The organism is Ruegeria sp. HKCCA5426 (genome assembly GCF_013034585.1).
GTDB lineage: Bacteria > Pseudomonadota > Alphaproteobacteria > Rhodobacterales > Rhodobacteraceae > Ruegeria.
Window position 1 is genome coordinate 18,907 of sequence record NZ_WQGH01000017.1, and the last position, 24,988, is coordinate 43,894.

A 24,988-nucleotide genomic window follows, 5' to 3' on the forward strand; every position below is an offset into this window, starting at 1 on the left:
TCGTCCTTTTTTGTGTGAGTTCGAGCAGCTCCAGCTTTGCGCGTGCAGCGAATGTCCGGTTCGACAGGCCGCGCTGCGGCAACGGGCACTAAAAGAGAATGTCCGCAATGGGCCGTTTACGAGGTTCCGCAACGTCCGCTTCCTTTACAGTGAGGCTTCCTGACCGCTGAGATGTGACAACTCGCTTTGCCTGAAATTACCCGACATTAGGGAACAGCGGATCAATTCCCGTGCGGTACTCCTCAAAGAGAGCGGTTTCAGAAATATTCACCTTTGCGTCTGGAAGGCCATTTTGAAGAACATCTGCTACGGAGTTAACACATCCCATTCTTCCATGTTTTGTGGCCCAGGCCCCGGTCACTTCGATTTCGCGAGATGTGATGTGGCCGCACAGAAACTCCGCGGCTTTTTCCTGTCGCTCGAACACGGGGTTCGGCAGATTACCTTCAGCGCACCACCATGAATATGGCTCCTCTCCCGCATCGCAGCCCCAGATGCGCAGTCCGGTCGCCAGATTCAGTTGGCTGTAGTAACCGGCCGTTCGATACGCGTTCACCAGGCCGGTGTCGATTGCGTCATCGAAGTCTTCGTCGATTTCATCCGACAGAAAACCGTCGATAACGATCAGGTTTCCCGTGTGCGTCAGAAGCTGCTCTCGTATTTTGTCCCTGTGCCTGTCAGCGCAGTACCCAAGATTAAAATCTGCGCTGCCAAACAAACTGCCCGGATGAACAAGGACCAGGGTTTTGAGTTGGATCTGATTGACCTTGTCTGTTTCCAGCATCAAGTCCTGGCTGATCGGGTGGAGGGACGCGTAGTTTTTCAATGTCATATAGAGAGTTCCAATAGACACACCTTTCCAGTCGCCATCTATAGAGACAGCAGTTCAGGTCGGTGCTGAATTTAGAGGTTGTTGCCGAGCGGCTGGATCCAGACCCTAATCAGAAAATTGACAGGACTGGTCCCAGCGCTGTCGGCTCAAGTCGTTCAGGTTTTGGCGGAATCTTTCCGCACAGATATTCCGCTGGTTGCTGTCCGAACAATATCGTCATGTGCAGCCGGCGTGACCTGGACAACCTTGAAATCGGTTTGATTGACGAAACACTGATCACGACGCGCTTCAATCAATCGCCATCCGTCAGCGACGCGGCGTAGTTTCACGCGCGTGGTGATGCTGGCGCCAGCCTTGCGCGCATAGCTTTTGGACGCTTGCTTGCCGCCAGGGCGAAACTCGATCTCGGTCCCAACCCGGTTCTTCTTCGAAACACCTTTTTCGTCCAGCAGGAATTCCGTTTCGCGGGCCAGAGCAAGAACATCGTGCTCTGAAACTGTGTACATGACAGCGTTCCCATTGATATTGTCCAGGCGATCAGCGAGGGGCCGCAGTAAAGCGCGTTCGGTGTCCATGCGTTCCAAACTCAAACTCTTGATCTGTGCTTCCAAATCCGACGCTTTGGTCTTCTCAAGCGCATTGGCCTTTTGGGCCGATAGGTTCTCGATCTTGCTGTTGAGGGCGCAGATGGTTTCTTCGGTAGGTCTGCTCGTGACCTTGATGTTTTTCATGTTTTTTCCGTTCGTTTTTGCCACAGATAACGCTGTGCTTTTGATTGCCGGTTGCGGCGCCTGCCGGTGCTCTGGCCGCCGACTGGATACCGAATAAGGGATCAGAATCTTGGAAATCAAGGAAAAAAATAAGCCCTAACAAAGGGTTAAATACGGGATGTGCGAGGTGGGGGTGGGGTCTTTTAAACCGGCCCCAGAATGCTCGAGGATCGACGTGGAGCAACAAAATTAGCGAAACAGGCCAAATCCTTCGTGAAGGGCAAATCTGCGTTGTATGTGCTTCTCATATTTTCGGAAACGTCGATTCTCATGGCTGCTGGAAATGAATGTACGTACATCAGCTCTTGGTATGCTTTGTCATTGATTGAACTGTCTTGGTCCAAAGTCGATACATACTTTGTCTCCTCGTCATACCAAACCGCTCGAAGTAAGATCTTATGATCCTTTTCTTTGCTGGCGAGCAATCCGATGCGCGATGGGTTCGGACCATAATAATTTGGTAGTAGGCCAATTTGTTCGATTACTTTGTGAAGAGCTTCGAACCGAAGTCCAAATTCAGATTCAATCCAGAGACTTTGGGTAGGCCCAGACAAAGCCAACGTCAAAGCGCGCTGTAATTCTACAGGATCAGTGATCTTTGATTGTTCTGCCGCATCCAATGTATGAGCACCCAGTACAAGATGTTCATCAGCTGCCAAAACCTTGTCGGCAAGCCGCATTTGAAAGTCGAAAAAATCGATTGATGGCCAAGTCGTGCTGGATAGAGCACGTCTAGTAGATTCATGCGCTCCACGGTAGAAGCTCAACTTGTCTACTAGAGTGGCATCGGTTTGGGAGCGGGATGGTTCAATGTAGTGCATGAGAAATGTTCCTAAAATCACATGCACAGGGTAAATCATTCAGATTAAAACAACGTGTTGCTGGTATCAGCGGATCTGGTAGCTAATTTAACATAATTTAGCTTCTGCGTTTTTGGTTTGTGTGGCGGTGCGCGCTATTTCCAAGTGCGACTCCTATTAGAAACCAATGGGTTATCTAATGAGGGGATCATGGCATGGGCACAGTGTATTCGCAACTCAGCATCGAAGAACGTCGTAGAATTGAGCGCTGGAGGCACGCGAAGGTTCCGGTTCGAGAGATGGCACGTGTGTTAAAGCGCTCGAAAGCCACCATCCATCGAGAGATCAAGCGGAACTTCTTCTCGGATCCTTGTCTGCCGAAATGTGATGGCTACTACGGCGCGTCTGCGCATCGGAAAGCTGCGGATCGGCGCGCCCGGCAACGTAAACTGATCCGACACCCTGAGTTGCGCAAGCGTGTCGTCGAGCGGCTAAAGAATGGCTGGACGCCTGAGCAGATCGGCAACCGAATGATCTATGAAGGCGCAAGGCTACGCGTGTGTCAGGAAACGATCTATCGCTATATTTATTCCAGAGAAGGCATGGCCGACGAGCTCTGGTGGTATCTGCCCGAGCACAGAATGTACCGCCGGCCGCGTCGGGCCAGAAAGCGTTTTCCGCCTAAATTTGATCGGGACGTTAGCATTCTGTTTCGCCCGGATGACGTGGCGCATCGACGTCAGTTTGGTTACTGGGAGGGAGATTTGATGCTGTTCAAACAGAGCCTTGGCCAGTCAAATGTCACGTCACTGGTCGAACGCGTCAGCCGGTTCACGGTGCTGCTGAATAACCCGAACAAGCGCACGAAGCCGGTGATGGGCAAGATCATGAAGGCGGTGCGCGACCTGCCCTACCTGGCGCGCAAATCGATCACCTTCGACCGCGGAACCGAATTCGTCAGTTGGCCGCACCTTCAAGCCGAGATCGGAACGCAAACGTGGTTCTGCGACCCATCTTCTCCATGGCAAAAAGGAACTGTCGAAAACACCAATCGCAGGGTCAGGCGCTGGCTTCCCCGTAAACGCGACATCACGGCGGTCTCAGATCATGAATTGAAAATGATCTGTGACCGCCTCAACGCGACGCCCAGAAAATGTCTGGGATGGAAGACACCCGCCGAGGTGTTCAGGGAAAAGATGATGGAGGAAATGGGCCGACCACCCTACCCTGCTCGTCAATAGGAGTCGCAGTTCAGGTATCGCTCACAGTTGACTGAACGGTTCAGCAGTAACTTCCTCAAACCCTTCGCAGATGTCCAATACTTAGCCATCGAACTGAAGAACGGCACGTGCATCGAGGCTGTAGTTGGAAACCACTATCGCTGCACCATCATAAAAAGAAACATCACTAAGCCGTTCTTGTGCGTTTATCTCACCTTCGACCCAAAACGCGTCAAAAATTGATCTGAACTCGACACCCTTCGAATAAGCGACATGAATGATCTGATTTGGGGGCGGTGAAGGCGTGTGAACGCAAGATCCGGCAACCGGCACAAGAAGAAACTCGGTAACCATACCGCCTTCGAGCGTGAGTGGGACAATGTAACCTGGGATCATTATCGTCTTGCCAAGAATATGAGGGTTCGGGCCGCGACCATTTACGTTGTTTTGGGCAATGATCTTTCGGCGCTCTCGCATGAGGTTTTCCACATCAATCTTGTGTTTTGCGAGAAGGGCGGTTGCTGCATCGTGTTCCGCAATAAAGGTCTCATCTGAACGCTTATGTGCGCTGGACGTCTGCCAGCGCACATGTGTTCGCATGGCTTCCAGTTGTGGTGCCGACAGTGATGCGAACGGAGTTTCAAGCGATGTAAGCGGAGGTAAAAGTTCTTTCCAACTTACGGCCAAGTGTTTCTGAGTAGTTTCGCTTAAGCCAGAAACACCCGAGAATGCCGAGGCATCAATTGCGCGTGTATCGAGATTGATCCTTGGAGCCCCCGAAGGGGCGCGTCCAACTGAAGATTCAGGCGTATTCTGAGCAAATTCCGCTAGGCTGATCTGAGGGCATATCGTAATTGAAAGGCATGCAAAAAGGGTAAGTACGGTGCGTATCATGTCAGCGTTCCGGTTACATACAGTCATCGTTTCTTCACCATGCATTAATGCGAGCCGGCCCTTCATATCTTTGGGCAAACCACAAATTGCAGCTTTGTCCGCTTTATCGCTTTGGTCTCTGATCCGTATTCAGTTCCAGCATTTCTGCAGCCAATCAGAAAAAGAATGAAAGGCCAATTTTGACTTGCCTGTTCGGACCGCCTTCAGGTCTACGCTCTAGAACATAGTATCCCAAGCTCACATCCATAGCCGTTCCTTTGGCTTCGTTGATGATCGAGGTCTTGCCCGCAGTCAAACCCAGCGGAACGGCCCATGCTTCGTCATTTCCCGGGGCATTCCAGTTGTAGGAGATGACATTATTGTACCCAACGTACCAACCCTCACCCAGCCCATAGTTCAGAATGGGTTGAAGGATACTTACGCTGAAATCGTCTTCACCCCACATATGGGCGACGACGGCACCCCAAGAAAGTTCCCCTGCCTGCCCGAATACCACGAACGCAGGTCCAGCACCCCAACCTGCACCGGCCAGTGCGTCATCCGTGTGGGTCGGCATGGAAACCTGTAACCCATATCCCAATGCAATCCCGCTTGCTCCTGGCGTCGGTGCATAAAACGCCTGCACTGTTGAATCGCCGATGCCCCAGGTCAGATCGTCGTCAGGAGAAGGGTCGACTATACTGGGCGGCAGCACCGCACCTGGTTGAACGCCCTGAATGGGAATGATCCCCCGCAGCACAAGCGAGGCATTCTCCAATGGAACCGAGTAAACCGGCTGTAGCTGAAAGTTATAACTGTCGTCGTCATTTGTTCCGGTCCTGAATGCGATTGTGTTGTCCGTTATCAAAGCCTTCGTATCCGCCAGCGGGTTTGCCGCCTTTCGCGCGGCCTGACACGCTGCGTCACAGGCGAATACATGATCCGGATGCGCAAGCAGAACTCCGGCCAGGAACGTGGCGACGATGAAAACCCGATTTGTCATGAACAATCCCTTTTGATTTATCTTAGTGTTTCCTTGATCTACGTCCTAAAGCTTAGGGCTATTGGGGACGGTCCTGTGCTACACCTGCAATGGGTTGGCCAATCTCTGCACCAATGCTTTCAAAAAGCTCTTGATGGCCATCTGAGAGTGGTGAAAGGGTAACAATCCGTTCAAACTGCGCAAGTTCCACCAATTTTGGTAGAAACGGTTCGATAAGTGTCTCGTGTCGTGCGTGGGCCGCGGCATCAACGTAGCGCTCATAGCCATATACCGTTTCACCAACCCGGGCGAACTCATAAACTAAAAGCCCATCATCTGTGGCAGACGCCGCGACCATTTCCTTGGCAAGGGTATCGAAGGCCTGTGCGTTTTCATCAGTCACTTTCAGGATCGCAATAAAAGCCACTTCTTCCGCGAACGCAGCAGTTGCTGTCGCCAGAGTTGCGATCAGCCCCAAGACCGTGATGTGGGGTCGAAAGTTCAACTCAGCCTCCATTCATTAGTACGGGTTTTTTCTGATGATCTGAATTCCGATTGATACATCCCAACAGCTCAGGAACGTCCGTAATTCCACCAAGTGAGCCCAATTCAGAAAGTCCGTAGGAGCGGCCAGCGCAACAATGACACGCTGACCGCCATTACATTGTCAGATGCCGTCCCGATGCGTGAACCACCCATCCATAAGCGTGCCTAACACTTTGATGTTCGAGATTTCGCGTGGTTCGACTGCGGTGATGTCCTGATCGAGAACGACGAGGTCGGCATATTTTCCCACCTCGATGGAGCCTATTTTGTCCTCCATCGCTTGCTGAGCCGCAGGATAGATCGTGACCGCTTTCAGCGACTCTTCCAATGAGGCCGGTTTGCGAGACAACGGGAACGGCTTGCTGTCCGGATTTAGCGGGTCCTGCAAGGTCATCGCGATCTCAACATTGAGGAGCGGACCGATCAGATCAATCGGCGCGGATGGCACATCCGAAGAAATCGACACGTTGTGCCCCAATGCCATCAGCGAGGAATAGCGGGCAAAAATCGCCTCGACCTTAGCGCGCCCCAACAAGTCCAACGCGTTTACATCCTGTGCTTCCCAGTCAACGTGGAAAAGTGGGGTCGTGTTCACCATGATCTCGTTTTCGATAACAGTCTCATGGTCCTGATCAGATACCCAGAAATAGTGGTGCAAAAGGTTGTTCGGAACGTCATAGCCAGCTCCGCGCGCGGTCATGATTGCTTCCACCGTGTTGCGCACTGTTTGTGATCCATCGACGTGAGTGCCCACCGGAAGTCCGTTCTGATTGGCCTGCAGGTAGACCGAAGTTATCATTGGGCCTTCAATGGCAGCCGCACCGCGCGTTGCGGACCCATCGGCATAATCGTCCAGCATCCAGGCGGTTTTTGAACTCCAGTTCCCTTCCGGATGGATTTTAATGCCCCAGATGCGCAGCATGTCGCTGTTGTATTGCTCTCGTAATTCGAGTGTGTGTTCCACGATTTCGTCAGCAGTGGCAGTCGGGTCCTTGAATCCAGTTGCAACAAAAGTGCGGATCGTTAGCTCACCGTTCTTTTCAAGTTCGTGTAGGTGGGCCAGTGCGAGTTTCTCGTCATCTTTCACAAGAGACAGATCGGTAACTGTCGGCATAGCCATCAGAGGCACGTGTACCGCTGTGATTCCGGTTTTAACGGCCTGATCGTAGAGGTTTTTCTGAATGTCAGGAATTTCACCTGCCGGGTCCCAAGCGCCTGCATTTCTAAATGCCGCAGCCCACTGGAACTCAATGCCGATTCCCGTCTGGTTGCCTTCGGCGTCGCGCTGCCAGAACATTACGCCCGGCACCTGATCCTCTTCGTCGGGGCTGACCTGACCCGCTTCGAAAGCTTTGGAGTTCATCCAAACGTCGTGGATTGTGAAGTCGAGGATAAAGGCCGGACGGTCAGAAACCACCGAATCCAGATCTTCTTTCGTGGGCCACCCGCCATAAGCCACTTGATTGAACCCATAGCCAAGGATCAACTCTTCGTCGGGGTTTGCATCGGCATACTCCTTGATGGCCGCCAAGGCCTCTTCAAGCGTTTCAATTCCAAACAGACTGACACCGCGCGATGTCCATCCTGACGCAACGATGTGATCGTGTCCCGACACAAACCCCGGCAACAGGGTATCCCCGCCCAAGTCGAGAACTTCGGTGTTATCACCAATCAGCGCCTCCGCCCCTGCGGCATCGCCAACGTAGCTTATCTGGTTCCCCGTGACCGCAACGGCCTGCGCGGTCGGCGCATCGTCGTTCATGGTAAGAACAGAGGCATTGGTAAAGACCAGATCGGCGGCCTGTGCATAGAGAGCTGTTGTTGAAACCAGTAGCGCGGCAATCGAACACGATAGCTTATTCATGAGTAACTCCGAAAAATTGAAACGGGTATTCAGATATTTGCGATCAACAGTGCAGTCAGAGTTTAAAGTTGGCTATCCGATTTGTGCAAACTATTATGAATATTAGAATTCATCTCGCAGGAATGGGATGAACAGTCAGAGGTGTCATGTACCAGAGCGCCGAGATCCGCTCGATTGAAGAGTTGCCTGTCTATAATGACGTGGAGTTCAACGCGACCGCGCTTTGCCCTGCGGGACCACGAATGACCTGGCAAAGCGCAATGTTTGCAGAAGTGGGCATACATATTGAGACTATTTTCACACGCATGCGGTACCAAGAAATTCAGTACCGCGGCACAATCTACTATGGTCTTGTTCTCCCACACGGTGATCCAGTCCGTTTTCAGGGGCTTTTGTACCAAACCCCATTTATTGTTTGCTGGCAGGGCCTGAGGCCAACAGAATTTGATTACGTGGTCGAGGCTGGGACACAAATCTATGTGTTGGAGGTACCTCGGGCAGTTGCCGAACACCGAGGGTGGACAGAATTTGGTGCGCCCATTCGGCTGACAAAATCTGACGCCCTGAACAGCTATATACGCTCTTTGGAAACTTGCTTGATCCTGGGTCAGTCGAAATCCGCAACCAATCCAAATCCTGTGTTCAATGCGCTTGCCCAAGAGCTTGAACGCCTGATGGGCGATGCCCTTTTCTGTTCGGGTCGTGAAGAGGTTTTCAGCAAATCGGATCATGGCCATTGGAAAATCGTCACTGCCGCGGAAGCGCTTCTGATGGACGATAACAATGCCGGAATAACTATTCAGGAACTTTGTCGCTTGCTTGGGGTGCCCAGGCGGTCGCTATACGCTGCGTTCGAAAAACAGATAGGGCTTGGTCCGGGTAAATTTCAGACACTTATTCGATTGCATCGCCTCAGATCGCTGCTTCTAAATACGCCATATGAGAAAGGTGTCGTGTCTAAACTTGTTGGGGAAGCAGGTTTCAATCACTTTGGCCGAACATCTGTTGCCTATCGTCGGTTCTTTGGAGAGTCACCGATTGAAACAGTTAAGCGATCCTGACTCGCAGGAATGATAAAAGCCATATTTAACAATCTATTAGCGTCTCTTCAAACTGTTATAATACCGTAAATTACCTGCTAATTGCTCCACTCTGTACCGATATCTGAATTGCAGAAACGAAGAGTGGAGCAATCAGATGTCCAACTACAAGAAACTTGTTACGCTGCGGGCTCTCCATCCCTCAACAACCGCAGCAGCTCAAAATCTGGTTATGCGGGCCGCAGAATTGAAGCGGGCGCGCGAATATCAAATCCGTATCGAACTTAACGGTACTTTTACTGCGCAAGTCGCCTTCGAAAACGCAATGAAGGAAACCCTGCTTTGGGCTGCGCGTGAATCCCGCGAACTCAGCTCTGAGCGACTGTTCAAGTTCACGATGAGTATTTTCGCACAATTCTCGTTGGAATACCCCAGCTGGTACAAGGTGCTCCCGGAAATATCGGATTATCTACTGGACCTCACCAGTTCAGAACCGTCGCAACTTGATGACGCGGTGGAGCAGGTAAAAAGAGAGCGTTCGGTAGAAAAACGGAAGTTGGAAGCATCGAAGGATCAGCATCTTGTCTTTCCTTTGTACGCAAACTCGTCTTCTTCCCCTTTCAACCATACTGTTCAGTGAGGCAAACCGATGTCCGCAAAATACAATCATAAACACCGCATACCAGCTGCAATTTTGACAATTATTCTTGCAGCATTCGCCGCGCCGGCCATGGCCGCCGATTGGAACAACAGCTACATCGGCATGAAGTTCGGCTATGGAGAGCTTGAAAATGGCTTAAGCCATGACAATGGTCTTATCGGATTTCAACTCGGGCGAGATTGGGAAGCCTCAAACTGGGTGGGGGGCATCGCAATCGACGCCAACCATCTAAACTTCGCCTGTGATTGCGGCGATCCAGACACACTCACGCGTATCAGGCTGCGTGGAGGATATGCCTTTGGCAACACCTTTGCCTACGTGACCGCCGGGCCCGCATACGTCTGGGGCGGAGACGTTAATGACCGTTGGGGTTCTTCAATTGGTGCCGGACTGGAACACCGATTATCTGACGGCGTTTCGATATTTGGTGAGATCACACAAGAAAGGTTTGACAATTCCGATGGTGAGTTCGACCTGGAAACGGCAACTGCTACGTTTGGGGTCAACTACCGCTTCTGACGCTCAGCCCTGCACAACCTGGCCCCGGCAAATCGCAAGAAATGTATTAGCCGGGGTTTAGCAATGTAAGAGCGTCGTCAAGTGGCACACGAATTGCCGCCCACAAACAATCGAGTATTATCCCGCATCAGGACCGCTGCGCACTTAAAGGGAAATGCTCATGGGCGTCGATAACGCATGGCTACGGCATTTTGCCAGGATGTTCGAGGAACGGCTGTCAGATGCCCGTGCCTTTAAAAACGCTTTACAGGACTCCGGTTTGACGCGCAGCGATCTGAGTGAGCCTTCGAAACTCATTGACCCTTACAAAGAAGGTCAGTTTGTCCGCCTGGCTTGCGATCACCTAAAGATGCCAGCCTTTGCTACGATCGCCGGATTGGATTTCAATTCACCGCGAGACATCGTTTGGTACATCTTAAAGTATTCACAAAATCTAAGAGAAGCGATTGAAAATGCATCATATTATGGCGCTTTGATTGATGACACAATTGGCTATTCCCTTGTTGTATCGGGAAATCATGCCTCCCTTCAGTTGCAAATCGTTGACGGAGGTCTCACTAAATTTCACAGGAGGACCGAGTTTCTTATCTTCTCGGCGATCTCTCTGGTGCGCATTATCACAAAAACCCAACTCTACCCATTAGAGGTTCGGTTTCAGCATGTAGTCAAATCCGCAGGGCCCGAAATACAAAAAGCCGCTGGCTGCGCCATTTCCTTTGGCTCCGAAAGAACAGAAGTTATCTTACCGCTTTCATCTCTCGATCTGCCAATTCCAAGCTACGACCCGGCTCTTAAAAAGCATCTAACTGATTACGGGGACAACCTGTTGAAAGAGAGGGTGGGCCGAAAGTCGGGCATCCGCAATAGGGTCGAAGCCCTATTGCTGAACGAACTGCCGGGGCGGATTCCAAATCTACAACAGGTAGCAACCGATCTGGGGCTCAGCTCGCGATCACTATCGCGGCGTCTAAGCGAGCAAGGTTTGAAATTTCGCCAAATTGTCGATGACATCCGGTGCGATCTTGCCCAAACATATCTGAAAGACGGCTTCACAATAGGTGAGATTGCGTTTTATCTGGACTTTGCGGGACAGGCGGCATTCTCAACTGCCTTCAAGCGCTGGACAGGTTTAACACCGCGGCAGTTTCAACTGCAAAAAACCTGAAAGGCCCTGTATTGCCGTCTACATTAGTTGTCGGGGCACGATTGGGGCGCACCCCTTACAGGTTAGTGAATCGACGGAACCGGGGTGATCGCGCAGTCTGAAATCTGCGGTGCTTTCCACAAAACAAATTCGTTCTGGTCGCAATCATCGATGACGAGAGCCACTGCATGTTTTGAAATTTTGGTTTCGAGAATGACCGGAGTTTTGTTTGTAAGACAACCAAACCTGGTCGCATAATCCAATGCAGCGTCAAAGCTGGTTGTCCAAGATAGTCCAACTTCTTTACCAAGACTTTGCCCGCGAAATATCGAAATTTCCCTGGGAAGCAGGCGCCACTCAGCGGTAGGAGCCCAACTTGATTTACGTTTTTCTGCTCCCATAGCGTGAACAAACATAGTGTGGTCGATTTTTTCAAACCCACCCCACAAGATTTGCAACAAGGGCCAAAAGTCCCAGCTGGAGATTTCATTTTCAAGAAGCATTTCGACCACGGCATCTGCGCGTTGGTCGGCTTCATAATGTCTGTTCAAATGCATGCTGATTACTTCAACGGCACTGATCGCTTCGGTCTTCATGACTGACGCTCCGACTTTGTATCTGCAATTGGCAACGCACCTTAAAAGGTACTGTGATCCAATATTGGAGGTGGCGATCCGGTTCCTCATTTGAAAATGAGCCAAAATTTTCGTTTTATCTGCCAAGCTGAGGTAAATCGCAAAAAATTTACAAGATTTATAGATTTGGATTCCATCAGGGAATCTTACGTCCGAACATTATCTTTAGCTCGAAGTTGAGCGCGACGCTAAAACCTGAGGCCCAAGCCTATGGAAAATCCGTCAAAATCCTCGGCGATTACACCATTCAGCATGATCCGCCCGGCTTGCACCGATGGAATACCAGCTCGGCTTGTGTCAATCTCGATGCCGACGCCGGCAGTTGCCAACCAATCAGTGTCCAGAACCTTTGCGGCATCCCCATGATAATATACCAGCCCAGCGTCCAGAACGAGGAGAGTGGCCAAGTTGAAGAACCTGACATCCTTCAAAGGATAGCGATGGCGAGAAAATAGCGTCGTTTGGTTGGAGCTGGCCTTGGCCCCACCGGCCTGTGGTTCGTCAATTGGGTGAAACTCCAGAAACGTTTGGCGCAATCGGTATTCTGCCTGCCAAAGGCCAATTTGTGCTTCCTTGAATACGGCGACAGATGCCCCTAGGCCCAGTGCATTCAGGTTTCCGTCAACTGAATCCGCAGACCCCGAATTGACTGGAAGCAACGGGAAGTCGATAATTGAAGCATCAGCCGTAACGTGGCCGAGTGATACATGCCCGACCGGACGAATGCGCCAGTCATTTTTTAACGGAAATTCCCAGCCTACACCGAAGGTTGCCGCCACGCTTGCCCAGGTTACGTCTACATCGACACCAGGTGCAATTTCTGGAAAGAAAAGCACCGGGTTGTATTTCTGATAAGCCACAAGCCCTTCAAGATATAGGCCATTTTCGAGTGGGTGATACCCGCCTCGGAGCTGGGTTGATCTAAGGCTTTTTGTGTCGCCAGTCGCCCTCAGAAAAGAAAAAGAGGTCATTGTTTCGTTTGGCGTGGCAGCAATACTCAAAACTGACAATGCTGCGCGTGCCGCGGCTTCTGAGGCATCTGGATCAGTGCTTTGCGTTGTCGCTGCAGAGCCTACACCCATAGCCAAAGTCACCGCGCAGGCACGATCTAATCTCATTTTGCCCATGAAGGTAAACGTATTACCAAATGACCCCATCACACCGGTTAAAATGCGTAGGCAAGCGACAGCAGGGTCGCGAAGCCTTCCGTCGTGTTTCGGTTGTCAAATTCCTTCCCTATGCGCAAAGCGAATTGAGCACCTGGGAAGGCCTTGGGTTTCCAAACACCTTCGGCTCCGACCAGATTGATCTCATATTTTGAGGGATTACCTCCGGGCGTCCCGCTTTGCCTTGAAACCTGGAATGACCTTGCTGCTAAAAGCCCCAGATTGAAGCCCCGGGCGATTTCTTTTCCGAAAGCAAACTCCAATGACAGGACGTCACCTGGGCGAATATCGGTGATTTTCTGGCGTCCGAACGTTTCGTAACGTGCCTGAAACGTTGCCGCCCAAGGCAGGCTTGCATCCTGCTTCCATGTTGATCCTACGAACAGCATGTGGCTCCACAGACCCTTGCCGGTGTTGGTGCTTCCACCCGCTTCAAATTCTCCGGTTGGGGCCCAAAAGGTGTAGGACGTTTGAAAGTGCCAGTTATTGTGATGCCACCCCAGCGCGATCGGTGTGATAACTGTGTCTCCCAGATGATAATCTGTCCCTGATCCAGGTTCAGGCCGTAATACCTGATCTCTGTATGTCAGGACGACGCCTGCCCCATAATCGGCACCCAGTATCCTGACTTCCCGAAAAACATATCTGAAAGTCAACCGGGCCGCGTTGACTGTTGGCGTCGATGCACCGATGTCATTTCCGTCATCATCGACATATCGTTGGATGTCGTAGTTGATCCACCCGTTTTCGATCACCCTGGTTCCCTGGGGTGGCAAAACAGCAGAGGTTTGTCCCAGTCCGGCACCCAGCCCGTAATTTCCTGCAATTGGAAATTGAGCCGCTGCCGTGCCGCCGATAATCGAAACTGCAATGAATGTCAGAGTGCCGAGGACTGCCGAAACATGTGTCGAAACAGGAAAAAATACACATACTGATTTTGTAGATGTGAGAACATTCCAAAACCACTTCATAATGGAGCACCCCGCCGCCTATGTAAGGCGATCATAGTCATATTTGTTTATTTGTTAATAGGCGGTGACTTGCTCGCCACGGTCGTCAACTGTTTCCGTTTGAAACGATTGAGCAGCGCCTGAGCATTTCACAGCGACATATGTGCGCTACAGTTCCAGGTTGTTATGCAAGGATACATTTCCCCTGCCCGTCCATTAGCCTCGCGCTCGCGTTTTATCGTATGATCTAACAAGTACATTGATACGCTTGACCAGTATCTGCGAAAATACCGTACCACAGAGCCGCTTCCCTTCGCGCCCTTCAAAATCCCACTCGAATTGGACCGATTGAATGACAGTCGCAAAATCCCCAAAAAAAGCACCACGACGAGCAACAACATTGGTAATGGCCGTGATTGGGGCCAGTTTATTCCTGCTCTTCCTTTCTCGCGACCTTCCCGGCGGGTTGGGTGACGATTGGGCAAAACAGAACTTCGGGCTTGTGATACGCTATGTTATCGCAATGACCATAGGTGGGGCCTTCATGGGGTTTCTGCTCGCTCCAATGTTTGGTCGTTCAGGCGTTGGAGGATGGGTCACAGCATTGGTTGGCGGACTTTTGTCAACATTCATTGCAGGCGCGTTCGGCAGCTTTTTTGGATTGTTGCCTGACCTCCTTTCCGATGGCTGGCAGGCAAGTGATCTCGTTTCAATATTATTTGGGTTTGCGGTTTTGCCACTTGCCGCTGCCGAAAATATCAGCTCGTCTTTGATTTGGCTGGTAATGGTGATTGCGGCACATATTCTTTCCCTCTTCGAGCGCAGAAAGAACACGGTGTACGAATGATGCTTGTTGGCCCTGAAAGCTCAACACTAGGGTCAGGACTCATAACCAATAAATGACGGTTGCGGCGCTGCTACGATAAAACCAAAAGGCGCTATTAGATGAATGATATATGGATCATTGCAATACCTATACTGCTTGTTGACGTGGTCAGCCCAGTCCTTTTGGCAGCGACTGCTATCGCGTTAACCGGCGCGAAGCCGATTGCAAGCAGTCTTGCACTGATACTAGGGCATACGGCTGCATATTTTTTGGTTGGAGTTTTGATAGTTTACGGGTTGGCAGAGTTCATTGCTCCGGTGGTAGACTTTGTCATTGATACATTCGTGAATCCGATACCAATTTACTTTGTAATTGGGTTTCTACTGGGAATAGTCTTTCTTACACTTGCATTTACGTTAAGCATAAATGCTTCAATGAAAAAGCAATCGGGCAAGTCTGAAGCCATCCGGCAGAAAGATGGAGTTCTGCCGTCATTCGTCATGGGCGCAAGCATCTGCTTGGTTGGGATACCGTTCGCGGTTCCTTACTTTGGTTTCATCAATGAAATGTATCGTTTTAGCGTTCAGTCCAAGCTTGCCGGATTGCTGCTCTACAATATCGCCTTCGCCATTCCATTTCTGTTGGCTCCGCTGGCTTACAAACTAATGGGGGGCTCAATCGTTGAAAGGCTGAAGTCATTCAACCGATTCATCAGCATTACCGCGTCTTGGCTTGTACCACTTCTGTTTGGAATATTAGGGTGTGCTTACATCGTTGACGCGATTAAGTACTTTTTGACCGGGTCCGGGTTGGTTTGAAATTGGACACGAGAAGCCCATTAAGGGTTTCGTTCAATCAGCAGACGGAGATTCATCTCCGGTGTGAACATGCACATCCATCTGCGGATATGCGATAAAGATGCCCTTGTTCTGTAAGCGTGTCTTTCCAATCTCTGTCAGATCCCAAAGTACATCCCAGTAGTCATCGGTTCTCACCCATGGCCGGCAAAAAACGTTCACGGATGAAGGCCCCAATTCACCGACAAAAATCCGGGTTTCCGGGTTTCTGAGGCAACGTTCATCTTCTACCACCATCTCGTTAAGGACCGCTTTTGCGCTTTCTATGTCATCCTTATAACCGATCCCAAACACAAGATCGACGCGCCGCACACGGTACTTGGTAAGGTTTTCCATAGACCCCTGCCAGATGGTCTGATTTGGAATCTGAACTAGGCGATTGTCAAAAGTTCTGAGCTTTGTCGAAATCACATTTACGTCGATAACTGTTCCCATGATCTGATTAATTGAAATAACATCTCCCTTTGAATAGGGGTTAGTTGCTTGAAGCAGAAAACCACCAATCACACTTTGAAAAAGATTCTGCATCATAAAGGCAATCAGAAATCCAAAGCCACCGATAACGGCAGTTGTGATACCTATATTTACGCCTAGGCCCCACAGGGCTAAAAGAAATCCAAGTAGTAAAACGGCCCAGCGAATAATATTCGGCACTACGACTGCCGCAACTTCATTTTCATCATCTCGATTCCGGAGCCATCTGCCAGATACTCTTTTTAGGATGCTCCCGAGAATAAAAGCCGCGATCAGAACTAAAATCGCTTGAAATAAACCGCTTAGCGCCCTAAGCCCGCCTTTCCCAGATCGCACCCAGTCCCAAGATAGATGTGCGATTGTGATCCATTGGTACGACAGCATAAGTTCACCTATGAAGCCCCAGATGAAGTCCTCGTGTTTTTTCACTTCTTCTTCTGGTCCACCTTTGCGGGCCAAAGCGTAAACCACGATCATGTAATTTTGAAAGTAACCTATATTCTCTTGGTTTACCGCTTTGATTTCTGCAACAAGTTCAGGGACTTGATCATCTGCCACGGTTTCCAATCGTGTTACACCCTCGGCTATTCTAGCCAGATTAGTTTGGACGCGGCGCTGCCAAATGTCGGCAATTTCTGTAAGATCTTCTACGCCCAACGCAACCAAATGCCGAGCGAGTACTTTTTCGTGTACACTTGGATCACTCGAAATAGAAATTGAGTGCTGATACGGATCCAAATGATCCAATTGTTGTGCTCGTGCCTCCTCAATAAACAAAGACGAAAGCAACGCAAAAGACAAAACGGAAGCTACTATTGAAGCCGTTGTTCTGGCCACATTCCAGAGATTGAATTGCGTCATGTATTCGCTCACACGGGTTCAGTCCATCTTCGCAATCAATGGCACGCCTACTGCAGGAATTCCTATCGCGTTGACTGGTCCTTCAGATTAGGGGCGAAGTGCATCAACTTATCAATACCTTACTATGAAAGAATTTTTCCACAATTCTGTTGTAGAGAGATAGCTCGAACCAGCGATTTTCTTTGATTGAGTGTTCGTGATGTATCCCCGTTGGATAGGGCTGAATGAGCGATAGTGGCTAACTGCGGTTATCGTTAGTGGTTTGAAGACAATACATATTCTTAGCGAACACGATATGAGTTACGGAGGGCCTGGAATAACGCCTTCCTCTTGTAGCACGTGCAGTATTCCTATGATTGTAGCAGTGCTGGTATCAATGGATCCCTTAAGATAGGCTCCTAAACCGCCATCTCCTATTTCACGTGGACCGCCGGATTCATACACCGGATCCAAAGGCTCGAACTCCTCGGGAAAAGCCGGGCAAAAAGGTCGTTCGCTTAAAAAGCGCCCGGCGACTTCCAACAAAATAGCTCGCAGTGCCTCGACATCTTCGACGAACCCCTCAATATCCCGCAATTGCTCAAGGGGTTGAACAACTGCGTCTACAAGCTCGTATGTGACACACTTGTCGCTAAACCGAGCTGTAGCTGAAGCCGAGAAACCAAAAATCCACCTATCTGTCGGATCGCCACGCGCAAAGACGTTCTCCCTTGTTTTGGTGCATTCAAAGAACTGAGTATCAAGTTTCCCACTGAGAGAGACAATTTCGCCTTGTGCCTCAACCACAAACTCACTGAGGTCGGTTCGGCTGCCGCAAGAGTCCAGGATCGGCTCTTCAGCTAGCAGGTCAGGCAATCGGGTCTGCAGATCGCTAAAGTCAAGCACGGCTTCGACACCAACACGAGTTGGTGAAACCGCCGTCATAATCAGGTTGAGACCGTAATCAATCTCTGTTGCGCCGACGACCAGAGTGTCCTCTATGTCAAATTCTGCTTGCTGTGCGGCGGAATGGGAAACAAGGCCGATGCTGCCAAAGAGAAACACCGCAAAATGTGTGTACCTCATTGCTGTCCCTCAATAATATCGCTCAGCTCCATTACGCTGAGCAGGTTGACAAGTGTGGTTGCGTCCGTGTCGATCGACCCCTGAATTTCAGCACCAATGCCACCTTCACCAATTTCAAGCGCTCGGACGAGTGTGGCTTTCGGTGACACCGGCTTCAGTTCCTTGGGAACCGTCAGGCAAATTGGGTTGGCATCAAAATAGTTCTCGGCTTGTTCGAGAATTTCTGTACGTGCCTCTTCAATTACTCCAAACATTTTTGCGATAAAGCCTGTAAATCCCCTAGGATCCAATTCAAGCTCAACGACAGAAAAGCGTACACATTGTGCTTCGACGAAAGCCTCGACCTTGGCTTTGGTGTCGATTTCTTGCGTCAGCCAAAGACCTCCACGTTCTTCGCCCGAAGCATTCTGGCTACAGGAAAAAAATCGAACAAACATCGATCCGCGCAATTCGACGTGATCTTCGATCGCCTCCGTCTCATGGATCTTAACCGACACTTCTCGCGAGCAACTATCGTCATAGACCCCTGATGCCAGTTCCGGGAACCGTGCCTGAATTGCCCTCAGGTCAGCCATGGCAGTCACACGTAGGCGGGTTTCGGTCGCAGGGCTCAACCCTATGAAAAATGCAACATTAAACACCTCATTGCCGACAGGGACTTCACTGGGCAGTAGAAATTCGATGTCGCCTTTGTATTTCGACGGGTCAATTCCCTCCCCATTCTTTACGGCGGCCAACAATCTCTGAGGATTCAGATCGCCTGACGGTTTAGGTCTTTCACGTTCACAAGCTCCAAGTATGGTGAATAGAACAAAGACTAAAATCATGACTGGTGCTGCCCGTTTCACTTTGTCGAATATGACCAAGTTAGACAAACGTCGTAATCCTGTCCTGAAGGTGAAAACCATTCTACATGAAATAGTTGAGACCAATTGGCTAGTCGAGAAAAATCGGCGATCCGCCTGACCTTGAGTTTGCTTCAACAAAGTAACTGCCCTCAAATCAAAACAATTCCCAAAACCCGAATCCACACGTGAAAAGATGATCTGTTGGTTCAGGTACTACCGTGTTGCGGAGGCATCTGTGTCCACCGTCCACATTTTCTCACATTCTGCCGTAACCCAAACCACAACCGAAACCGCAACAATTGACATGGTGATGTCCTAGCCTATCCTCGCGACCCGACCCAATTCAAAGGGTCAAACTGGTGGGTGCTGAACATTAATTTGGGGTGCTGTTTGATGATCGCGGAAAACACCTTGAGTTTGCGACCAGACTTGCATTCCTCCAACCATTCGGGCCTGATTTCTCCGGGTCAAAAAAGTTGGTTAAGCACCGTCAAGTTCATGCCGCAGCTGCTACTGCCTAGCAGGTATTACGTATGAGGGTTACACTAAAACTTCTCCTTGGATGTTGTCTGCTGCTAATTTTTGGCAGCTGTACCTATGTTCCGTTCGATACACCGAAGTTGAGTTCCCGTGCCATCCCAGCAGACGGAACCCGCGCTCAGCAAATCGTGTCTGATCTGACTGGTCCCGACAGACAGTCGATGGCAATGGCACCTTTGTTCGATGGCAATGATGCGCTCGGAGCGCGATTGCGAATGATCGAAACGGCGGAAAGCTCAATTGACTTGCAAACTTTTCTGATCAAGCCCGATTTGGCCGGTTCGCTGATGTGGCTTGCCCTGTATTCCGCGGCAGAACGTGGAGTGAAAATCAGGCTGCTGTTCGACGATGTTTTCACGACAGCACGTGATGATCAGATCGCATCCTTGAACGCACATCCAAATGTGGAAATTCGCGTTTTCAATCCACTGTCCCGGAACAGTACCGCGGCTGTTAATTTCCTGTTGGATTTCGCCCGAGTAAACCGCCGAATGCACAACAAGGTGACGATCACGGACGGCAGTTTTGCGATCATCGGCGGCAGAAACATTGCAGACGAATATTTCAGCATAGGAACGCAATACGACTTTGCGGATTTCGATCTCTTTGTCGCTGGCTATCCTGTTCAAAAATTGTCCGAGACTTTTGACACATATTGGAACGACGCCTGGTCCTTGCCATTTGCCATCGTACACGATGGTGACGTTGCGCCTCTGAGCGAAGCATATGAACAGTTTCAAGCACGCGCTCTGGACCAAGAAGTTTCTATTTATGAACGGGCGCTGGGTTCTGAGTATATTAGAAAGCTCGAGAATGGTCAGGTGCCTGTCCACTTTGGTCGCGCGCGTATCGTGGCCGATGATCCTAAGAAACTTCGCACGCCTTCTGGCATCGGGCCTTTTGCGGTAGGGGATGCCTTTTATAACAGCCTGGGACGTGCGAAAAGTAGTATCACGGTAGTGACCCCTTACTTTATACCCGAGGAGTACGGCACGGAGTATTTGGAAAAGCTGGTCCGAAACGGCATTGATGTTACGATAGTGACAAATTCTCTTGCCTCAACCAACCATCCCTACACCCATGGCCATTATGCAAGGTATCGTAAACGCCTGTTATTGGCCGGAGTAAACTTCTTTGAGGTTCGTGCCAGTACATCGCGTTCGAATGAGGGCGCGGAAATACCGCTGACCCTTCACACAAAAATTGCTTTGATAGATGAGGCTTATGTTTTTGTGGGTTCTGCAAATGTTGATCCAAGGTCCATTCGGCAGGCCTCGGAAATCGGAATGTTGATCCGCAGCCCTAGCCTTGCCGAAGAAATCCAAAAACAACTAGATGCGGCTCTACCGATCTACACCTACAAGGTGTCGATAAGTGACGCCGGAATACTTCAATGGGAAGAAACAGCGTCAAAGAACAGCAAGCTATTGCCCCAAGAACCGTCGGCAGGGATCTGGCGTAAACTGGTTGCTAAAGTGTCCGGTTGGCTTCCGATTGAAAGCCAACTTTGATGCCGGTTTTCAGTAAACTTCCAGCTCAAGCAGGTTCCAAAACCCTTCCCTGCTGAGACACGACCACGATAACATCCAGCGAATCGAAAATAGCCGAAAGATCCGTTTGGAGTTGCAACGTAAGCTGGTCAATCTGCGCGGCCAGGCACGGATGCTGCGGATCATAGTAAACCATAATAGTATAACCACGCCCCAGCTTCGATACGGACAGATCAATTAGTGTGCCCCCATCTGAGCGCAATGTGTTACGCACGGCCCTGCGTGCCGCAGCAATGTGCTGAGGTGCCGCAGTCGCCCCTGCCAATTCTTGCACGCCTGACATAAAGTCCCTGAAATATTGCACGATGACGGTCGCACATAGAACAAGCACTATGATTGAGTCCCCGACAGGCGCAATTGGTGCCAGAAAACCATCTTTGAAGAAATGAATGCCCAAAAGTCCAACTGCAGCAGCAAAGGTGATGATGCCGTCAAATGCGGCCGCTTTCTTTTCCAGCCGCAGAACGTCACTTTGCTTTCCGGTCTTCAGCCATGACCGGGTGTGAAACCCCCAAAGCAACAGACAGGTAAGACCGACAACAACAAAGTACCCAACCATTGGAGCAAACACCAACTCCGGTTGGGCTTCTCCGTTCAGGTATCCCGCAATGCTCAGGGCGGCGTTGGAAATCGCGAAGACCACCAATCCTAACAAAGACAGCGATCTGAAGGTGGTAAACAGCGCTTCATCGCCAGCATACCCATAGGGGCGAAATTTGTCCGGTTTCTTTTGCGCATTACGTGCCACCCGTTTTCCGAAAACGGCAGCAGTAAAGCCGATAAGTGAAAACAGCCCGTCCACCAGAATGGCCTGAGAATGGGAATAATACGCGGCTACAATCCCAGCCGCAGCCATGAACAAATTTCCGGCCATTCCCACATTCATGGCGCGGCTTTCCAACCCGTGCCGACCTTCAACAGTCGAAGAATTCATAACCCGTTCCTAAGTTCCCAAGCTCTGGATATCGTACGACGCCCGCACGTTAATGGTCCGGCCCTAGTACCAATTCCGCTAGTATCACATCTCATCCGAAGCCAAGTGCTTTGTGCCTCTCCGTATTAAATCCACAACGCCGGCTGCATAAGGGAGATCGCTAAGATATTCGTCGAGCGTAAATTGATCGGATGGAAAGTTCGACAGCGCATCGTCTGCCAACTCAGCCTCGCCTGCCAGTCCGTGAATAGCAGCAATCAACAGCCAATCACCTGCATGTTCACGGGCATCAATCAGGCGCACTTTTTCTGAGGCCGATGCGTAATCTCCATTTTCGACATCCTCGAGGCACAAGGTGATATTCGTCCAGATTGGCAACAGTGGATTAATGTCCAAAGCCTGCCGTACCATTTGGCCGCCCAACTTTGTGTCGCTCACAAGCGCCAACCATGCTCCTGCTAATGCGATCAACAAAGCACCGTTGGGATTGGCCTGTATCGCGGCGCCGATCAAGCGCTCAAACCGTGGACTGTCCCCAGCCATCTGCGCGTAAATAGCCGCAGCAAACAAGGCTTCCTGACATTGTGGTTCAAGCGCAACAGCCTTTTCTGCATGGGCCTTCCCTTGTTCCAATACCGCACTCAGGCGTTTTTGGCCGAGCGCAACTTCCTCCACATACCCCAGCGCAACCAAGGCATGGGCCAAACCTCCGGAGTCATTGTTTTCGGTGGCATTCCGAGCAAGATTCATCATTTGCTGTAAGCTGCCTGATCTGGATGTACGCAGGTGAGCATGGAAAGCCAATAAAGCCTGATATGCACTTTGCCCGGATGTTGCGCGACTTGTGAAACGCTCTAGTGCATCCGTGGCGACAACTCCGTAAGCGTCGGCTATTTTCACCGCGCATTTTTTTGCTACTTGTTCCTGAAAATCAAAACAGTCCATGTTGTCCGGATCAAAATCGCGCCGATCAGACCACAAAATTGATCCATCACTAGCTCTTTTAAGTTGCATAATCAGACGCAGGCTGGATTGGGCGTCCCTCACTGATCCGTCCAGAACATAGTCACAATGCGGTATGAAGTGCGCCGAAGTATCGTCCGAAGGCGCGTCATCATACCCCGTCAGAACGCGGATATGGGCAAATCGTGCAAGCTCAAGCCCCAGTTCCTCGGGAAAACCATCGCGAAAAAACCGGGCACGTATCGTATCTGATCCGGAAAAGGCACAGATGCCCAAAATTGGCCATCCAGCACCGTCTACCAGCGATTTCCCTTGCGTTTTTTCCTTAGCAAAATTTTTTTCAAACTGCGGGCGATATTGCCCCTTGGGGATAGCTATAGACACCAGGTCATTGGCCCCCGAGGTCAGGTAATAATAGTCCAGCGCTTTGCGTAATTTGACAGCCTCGATACGGACAATCGGATCCACATTGGGATCAAAGTCAGCACCTCGTCCAAAAACATCCATAGCCAGGGCGGTTCCCCTTAATTCATCGCCGCGCCCTTCAAGCTCACGGTGAACAAGGTGCTCAAGAAACGATTTTGTCCTCGCGCTGCCATCAAAGTCTTCGGATGTTACAATGCGTTCCAGCTGTTTCAGGATATTCGCTTTGTCAAATTTTTCTGGCACGGCAATTCTCCTGCATCGTCACGTCTTCAAGTTTGCCAATGTAAATTACTGTATAGCAACATGTTACTTCCTCCCACCAATCCCATCACATTCCTAACTGAAAGCCATCTTGGAAAACGGGTAATACCGAAGGAGGCTTTTGATGAAGTACAGATGGACAATTTCGGTGATTGTCACCCTTGCGGTGTTGGTAACGGCTGTTTCAAGCGCGCATTCCACAGACATGTGGCAAGACAATCCGGTTCAGACTCATTACGGGAGGCCGGTCCAAACCGAGCGTACCAATCTCTCCCGAACCGCGGGCGGCACTACTTCAAGGAAATCCGAACTTCATCCAACGGAAGCTCAGAAATCCTCCGAATGTCAGGTCCCTGATCTCAGAATTTTATGGCTACACCGACTGAGTAACCTTCAATATTGTCGCCTTTCGCAACACGAGCCATAAGGCGCAGTTCTTCGACCCAGGCAGAGTCGTTTTTGGACAGGTCCAGCTCAATCCCGGCGCCCAACTGGGCAAGCCACTCACTGTCCAAAACGATTCCCTGATCGCCTGGGATATAAGAGGCCGAAATTTCGCCAACCCAACGCGTGGGCTGGGAGAACACCCGAACACCTGTCGGCACTCTGATCCGGGACCAGGCAACGGTTGATATCGCCTCGGCCTGACCTACAAGATCGGTGTCCAGCGGTTCTAGAATGATGTGCGTATGTCTAAATCGCAGATCGAGTTCATAGTCATTCGCCCAACGGCGATTAAATTCGGCAACTAAGGATCCACCATATCCCAGCGCCGTTATGCCCCCGTCACTCAGAAAATCCAAATCTGCATCCAGAATGCTGCTAATAACCTGGGCAGCAACGGAACTATCACTCTGAACCCGGCCAATAGAAAAATTGACCATCGGACGAATTTTCCAGTTCTCGTTAATGTCAAATTGCCAACCCACTCCGCCGGTTGCGGCTACACTTGTCCAATGGGACAATATGCTTGTGCTGGTGCTGACCCCAGACAACAAAAACTCCGGGTCATAATTGGTGAACCCAATATATCCTTCCAGGTAAACCGGAATGTCTTCTGAAACCCTGAAACCGCCCCCTATTTGACCGCCTCGAAGGTCATAGTCATCGCCGTTTTGGACATTTTTGTCCAATAAAAGGACGCTGGCTGACTCATTTGGTGCAGCCGATATTCCCAGAATTGCAAGAGCTCCCTTGATGTTGTCGCGCACATCATACCCGCTTCCGTCATCGAGTGATTGAGCCATCGAAGAGTTCGCTGCAATGCTGCAAACCAAAATTAGCACCGATAACCTAGCTATTGCCATGCAATCTTGCCCCCACCACTGAGCAGCCTCATCTGACTGGTCCAAATTGATTGTTAGTGCATCGTCGGCCTGTA

At 50.4% G+C, this 24,988-nt stretch carries 24 protein-coding genes; 8 read left to right on the forward strand and 16 right to left on the reverse strand.

Features of this window, described 5'->3' with window-relative positions:
- Positions 1 to 196 precede the first annotated feature (196 nt).
- The 3 genes from GOV87_RS19265 to GOV87_RS19275 all read right to left on the reverse strand — a co-directional run bounded on the left by GOV87_RS19265 (position 197) and on the right by GOV87_RS19275 (position 2,423).
- The gene (locus tag GOV87_RS19265; protein WP_171212854.1) at positions 197 to 832 is read right to left on the reverse strand and encodes a hypothetical protein; all 636 of its coding nucleotides are present in this window, start codon (positions 830 to 832) and stop codon (positions 197 to 199) included.
- A 155-nt stretch (positions 833 to 987) separates the two neighbouring features.
- Positions 988 to 1,563, reverse strand: coding sequence for a hypothetical protein (locus GOV87_RS19270; RefSeq protein ID WP_170560198.1), 576 nt, complete (start codon positions 1,561 to 1,563; stop codon positions 988 to 990).
- Between the two features lie 182 nt (positions 1,564 to 1,745).
- Positions 1,746 to 2,423, reverse strand: a complete 678-nt coding sequence (locus GOV87_RS19275) for a hypothetical protein (RefSeq protein WP_171212855.1) — start codon at positions 2,421 to 2,423, stop codon at positions 1,746 to 1,748.
- A 194-nt stretch (positions 2,424 to 2,617) separates the two neighbouring features.
- Between GOV87_RS19275 and GOV87_RS19280 the strand changes: the two genes are divergently transcribed.
- Positions 2,618 to 3,643 (forward strand): IS30 family transposase, encoded by a 1,026-nt coding sequence (locus GOV87_RS19280; RefSeq protein WP_171212856.1) that lies wholly within the window; start codon positions 2,618 to 2,620, stop codon positions 3,641 to 3,643.
- Positions 3,644 to 3,724: 81 nt separating this feature from the next.
- On the opposite strand, the gene GOV87_RS19285 is transcribed toward GOV87_RS19280, so the two are convergent.
- The 4 genes from GOV87_RS19285 to GOV87_RS19300 form a co-directional block, all read right to left on the reverse strand.
- Entirely contained in the window at positions 3,725 to 4,561 is an 837-nt protein-coding gene (locus tag GOV87_RS19285) for a DUF3299 domain-containing protein (RefSeq protein WP_171212857.1), read from the reverse strand.
- A 109-nt stretch (positions 4,562 to 4,670) separates the two neighbouring features.
- Positions 4,671 to 5,498 (reverse strand): hypothetical protein, encoded by an 828-nt coding sequence (locus tag GOV87_RS19290; protein WP_171212858.1) that lies wholly within the window; start codon positions 5,496 to 5,498, stop codon positions 4,671 to 4,673.
- A 58-nt stretch (positions 5,499 to 5,556) separates the two neighbouring features.
- Positions 5,557 to 5,994: a putative quinol monooxygenase gene (locus tag GOV87_RS19295; protein WP_171212859.1), complete on the reverse strand. Its 438-nt coding sequence runs from the start codon at positions 5,992 to 5,994 to the stop codon at positions 5,557 to 5,559.
- Between the two features lie 150 nt (positions 5,995 to 6,144).
- On the reverse strand, positions 6,145 to 7,887 hold the full coding sequence (locus tag GOV87_RS19300) for an amidohydrolase (protein ID WP_171212860.1): 1,743 nt from the start codon (positions 7,885 to 7,887) through the stop codon (positions 6,145 to 6,147).
- Between the two features lie 146 nt (positions 7,888 to 8,033).
- Between GOV87_RS19300 and GOV87_RS19305 the strand changes: the two genes are divergently transcribed.
- From GOV87_RS19305 to GOV87_RS19320, 4 genes are all read left to right on the forward strand, one after another.
- Positions 8,034 to 8,948: a helix-turn-helix domain-containing protein gene (locus GOV87_RS19305; RefSeq protein ID WP_171212861.1), complete on the forward strand. Its 915-nt coding sequence runs from the start codon at positions 8,034 to 8,036 to the stop codon at positions 8,946 to 8,948.
- 136 nt (positions 8,949 to 9,084) lie between these two features.
- Complete coding sequence (locus GOV87_RS19310) at positions 9,085 to 9,567, forward strand: hypothetical protein (protein ID WP_171212862.1); 483 nt, start codon at positions 9,085 to 9,087, stop codon at positions 9,565 to 9,567.
- A gap of 9 nt (positions 9,568 to 9,576) precedes the next feature.
- A complete protein-coding gene (locus tag GOV87_RS19315) occupies positions 9,577 to 10,107 on the forward strand; it encodes an outer membrane protein (RefSeq protein WP_171212863.1) in 531 nt (176 codons plus the stop codon).
- Positions 10,108 to 10,267: 160 nt separating this feature from the next.
- On the forward strand, positions 10,268 to 11,272 hold the full coding sequence (locus GOV87_RS19320; RefSeq protein WP_171126980.1) for an AraC family transcriptional regulator: 1,005 nt from the start codon (positions 10,268 to 10,270) through the stop codon (positions 11,270 to 11,272).
- Between the two features lie 62 nt (positions 11,273 to 11,334).
- On the opposite strand, the gene GOV87_RS19325 is transcribed toward GOV87_RS19320, so the two are convergent.
- The 3 genes from GOV87_RS19325 to GOV87_RS19335 form a co-directional block, all read right to left on the reverse strand.
- Positions 11,335 to 11,847, reverse strand: coding sequence for a hypothetical protein (locus GOV87_RS19325; protein ID WP_171212864.1), 513 nt, complete (start codon positions 11,845 to 11,847; stop codon positions 11,335 to 11,337).
- Between the two features lie 227 nt (positions 11,848 to 12,074).
- On the reverse strand, positions 12,075 to 12,746 hold the full coding sequence (locus GOV87_RS19330; RefSeq protein WP_371813545.1) for a hypothetical protein: 672 nt from the start codon (positions 12,744 to 12,746) through the stop codon (positions 12,075 to 12,077).
- A 305-nt stretch (positions 12,747 to 13,051) separates the two neighbouring features.
- The gene (locus tag GOV87_RS19335) at positions 13,052 to 13,807 is read right to left on the reverse strand and encodes a transporter (protein WP_171212866.1); all 756 of its coding nucleotides are present in this window, start codon (positions 13,805 to 13,807) and stop codon (positions 13,052 to 13,054) included.
- Positions 13,808 to 14,354: 547 nt separating this feature from the next.
- Here GOV87_RS19335 and GOV87_RS19340 point away from each other — a divergent pair.
- The gene (locus GOV87_RS19340) at positions 14,355 to 14,849 is read left to right on the forward strand and encodes a hypothetical protein (protein ID WP_170484327.1); all 495 of its coding nucleotides are present in this window, start codon (positions 14,355 to 14,357) and stop codon (positions 14,847 to 14,849) included.
- A 98-nt stretch (positions 14,850 to 14,947) separates the two neighbouring features.
- Positions 14,948 to 15,646 carry a hypothetical protein gene (locus GOV87_RS19345; protein ID WP_170484325.1) on the forward strand — a complete coding sequence of 233 codons (699 nt, stop codon included), beginning with the start codon at positions 14,948 to 14,950 and terminating at the stop codon, positions 15,644 to 15,646.
- A 33-nt stretch (positions 15,647 to 15,679) separates the two neighbouring features.
- Here GOV87_RS19345 and GOV87_RS19350 read toward each other — a convergent pair whose 3' ends face one another.
- The 3 genes from GOV87_RS19350 to GOV87_RS19360 form a co-directional block, all read right to left on the reverse strand.
- Complete coding sequence (locus tag GOV87_RS19350) at positions 15,680 to 17,020, reverse strand: mechanosensitive ion channel family protein (protein ID WP_171212867.1); 1,341 nt, start codon at positions 17,018 to 17,020, stop codon at positions 15,680 to 15,682.
- A gap of 300 nt (positions 17,021 to 17,320) precedes the next feature.
- Entirely contained in the window at positions 17,321 to 18,085 is a 765-nt protein-coding gene (locus tag GOV87_RS19355) for a hypothetical protein (protein ID WP_171126987.1), read from the reverse strand.
- Positions 18,082 to 18,960 (reverse strand): hypothetical protein, encoded by an 879-nt coding sequence (locus GOV87_RS19360; RefSeq protein WP_171212868.1) that lies wholly within the window; start codon positions 18,958 to 18,960, stop codon positions 18,082 to 18,084. Before GOV87_RS19360 ends, GOV87_RS19355 begins: the two co-directional genes overlap by 4 nt.
- Positions 18,961 to 19,601: 641 nt before the next feature.
- Here GOV87_RS19360 and GOV87_RS19365 point away from each other — a divergent pair.
- Positions 19,602 to 20,984 carry a phospholipase D family protein gene (locus GOV87_RS19365; protein WP_171212869.1) on the forward strand — a complete coding sequence of 461 codons (1,383 nt, stop codon included), beginning with the start codon at positions 19,602 to 19,604 and terminating at the stop codon, positions 20,982 to 20,984.
- Positions 20,985 to 21,009: 25 nt separating this feature from the next.
- Here the strand turns inward: GOV87_RS19365 and GOV87_RS19370 are convergent, their stop codons facing one another.
- The 3 genes from GOV87_RS19370 to GOV87_RS19380 form a co-directional block, all read right to left on the reverse strand.
- Positions 21,010 to 21,957, reverse strand: coding sequence for a cation transporter (locus tag GOV87_RS19370; protein WP_171124830.1), 948 nt, complete (start codon positions 21,955 to 21,957; stop codon positions 21,010 to 21,012).
- Between the two features lie 84 nt (positions 21,958 to 22,041).
- On the reverse strand, positions 22,042 to 23,589 hold the full coding sequence (locus tag GOV87_RS19375; protein WP_171212870.1) for a hypothetical protein: 1,548 nt from the start codon (positions 23,587 to 23,589) through the stop codon (positions 22,042 to 22,044).
- A 377-nt stretch (positions 23,590 to 23,966) separates the two neighbouring features.
- Positions 23,967 to 24,988, reverse strand: a 1,022-nt coding sequence (locus GOV87_RS19380) for an autotransporter domain-containing protein (RefSeq protein ID WP_217360909.1), incomplete at its 5' end; no start/stop codon positions are given.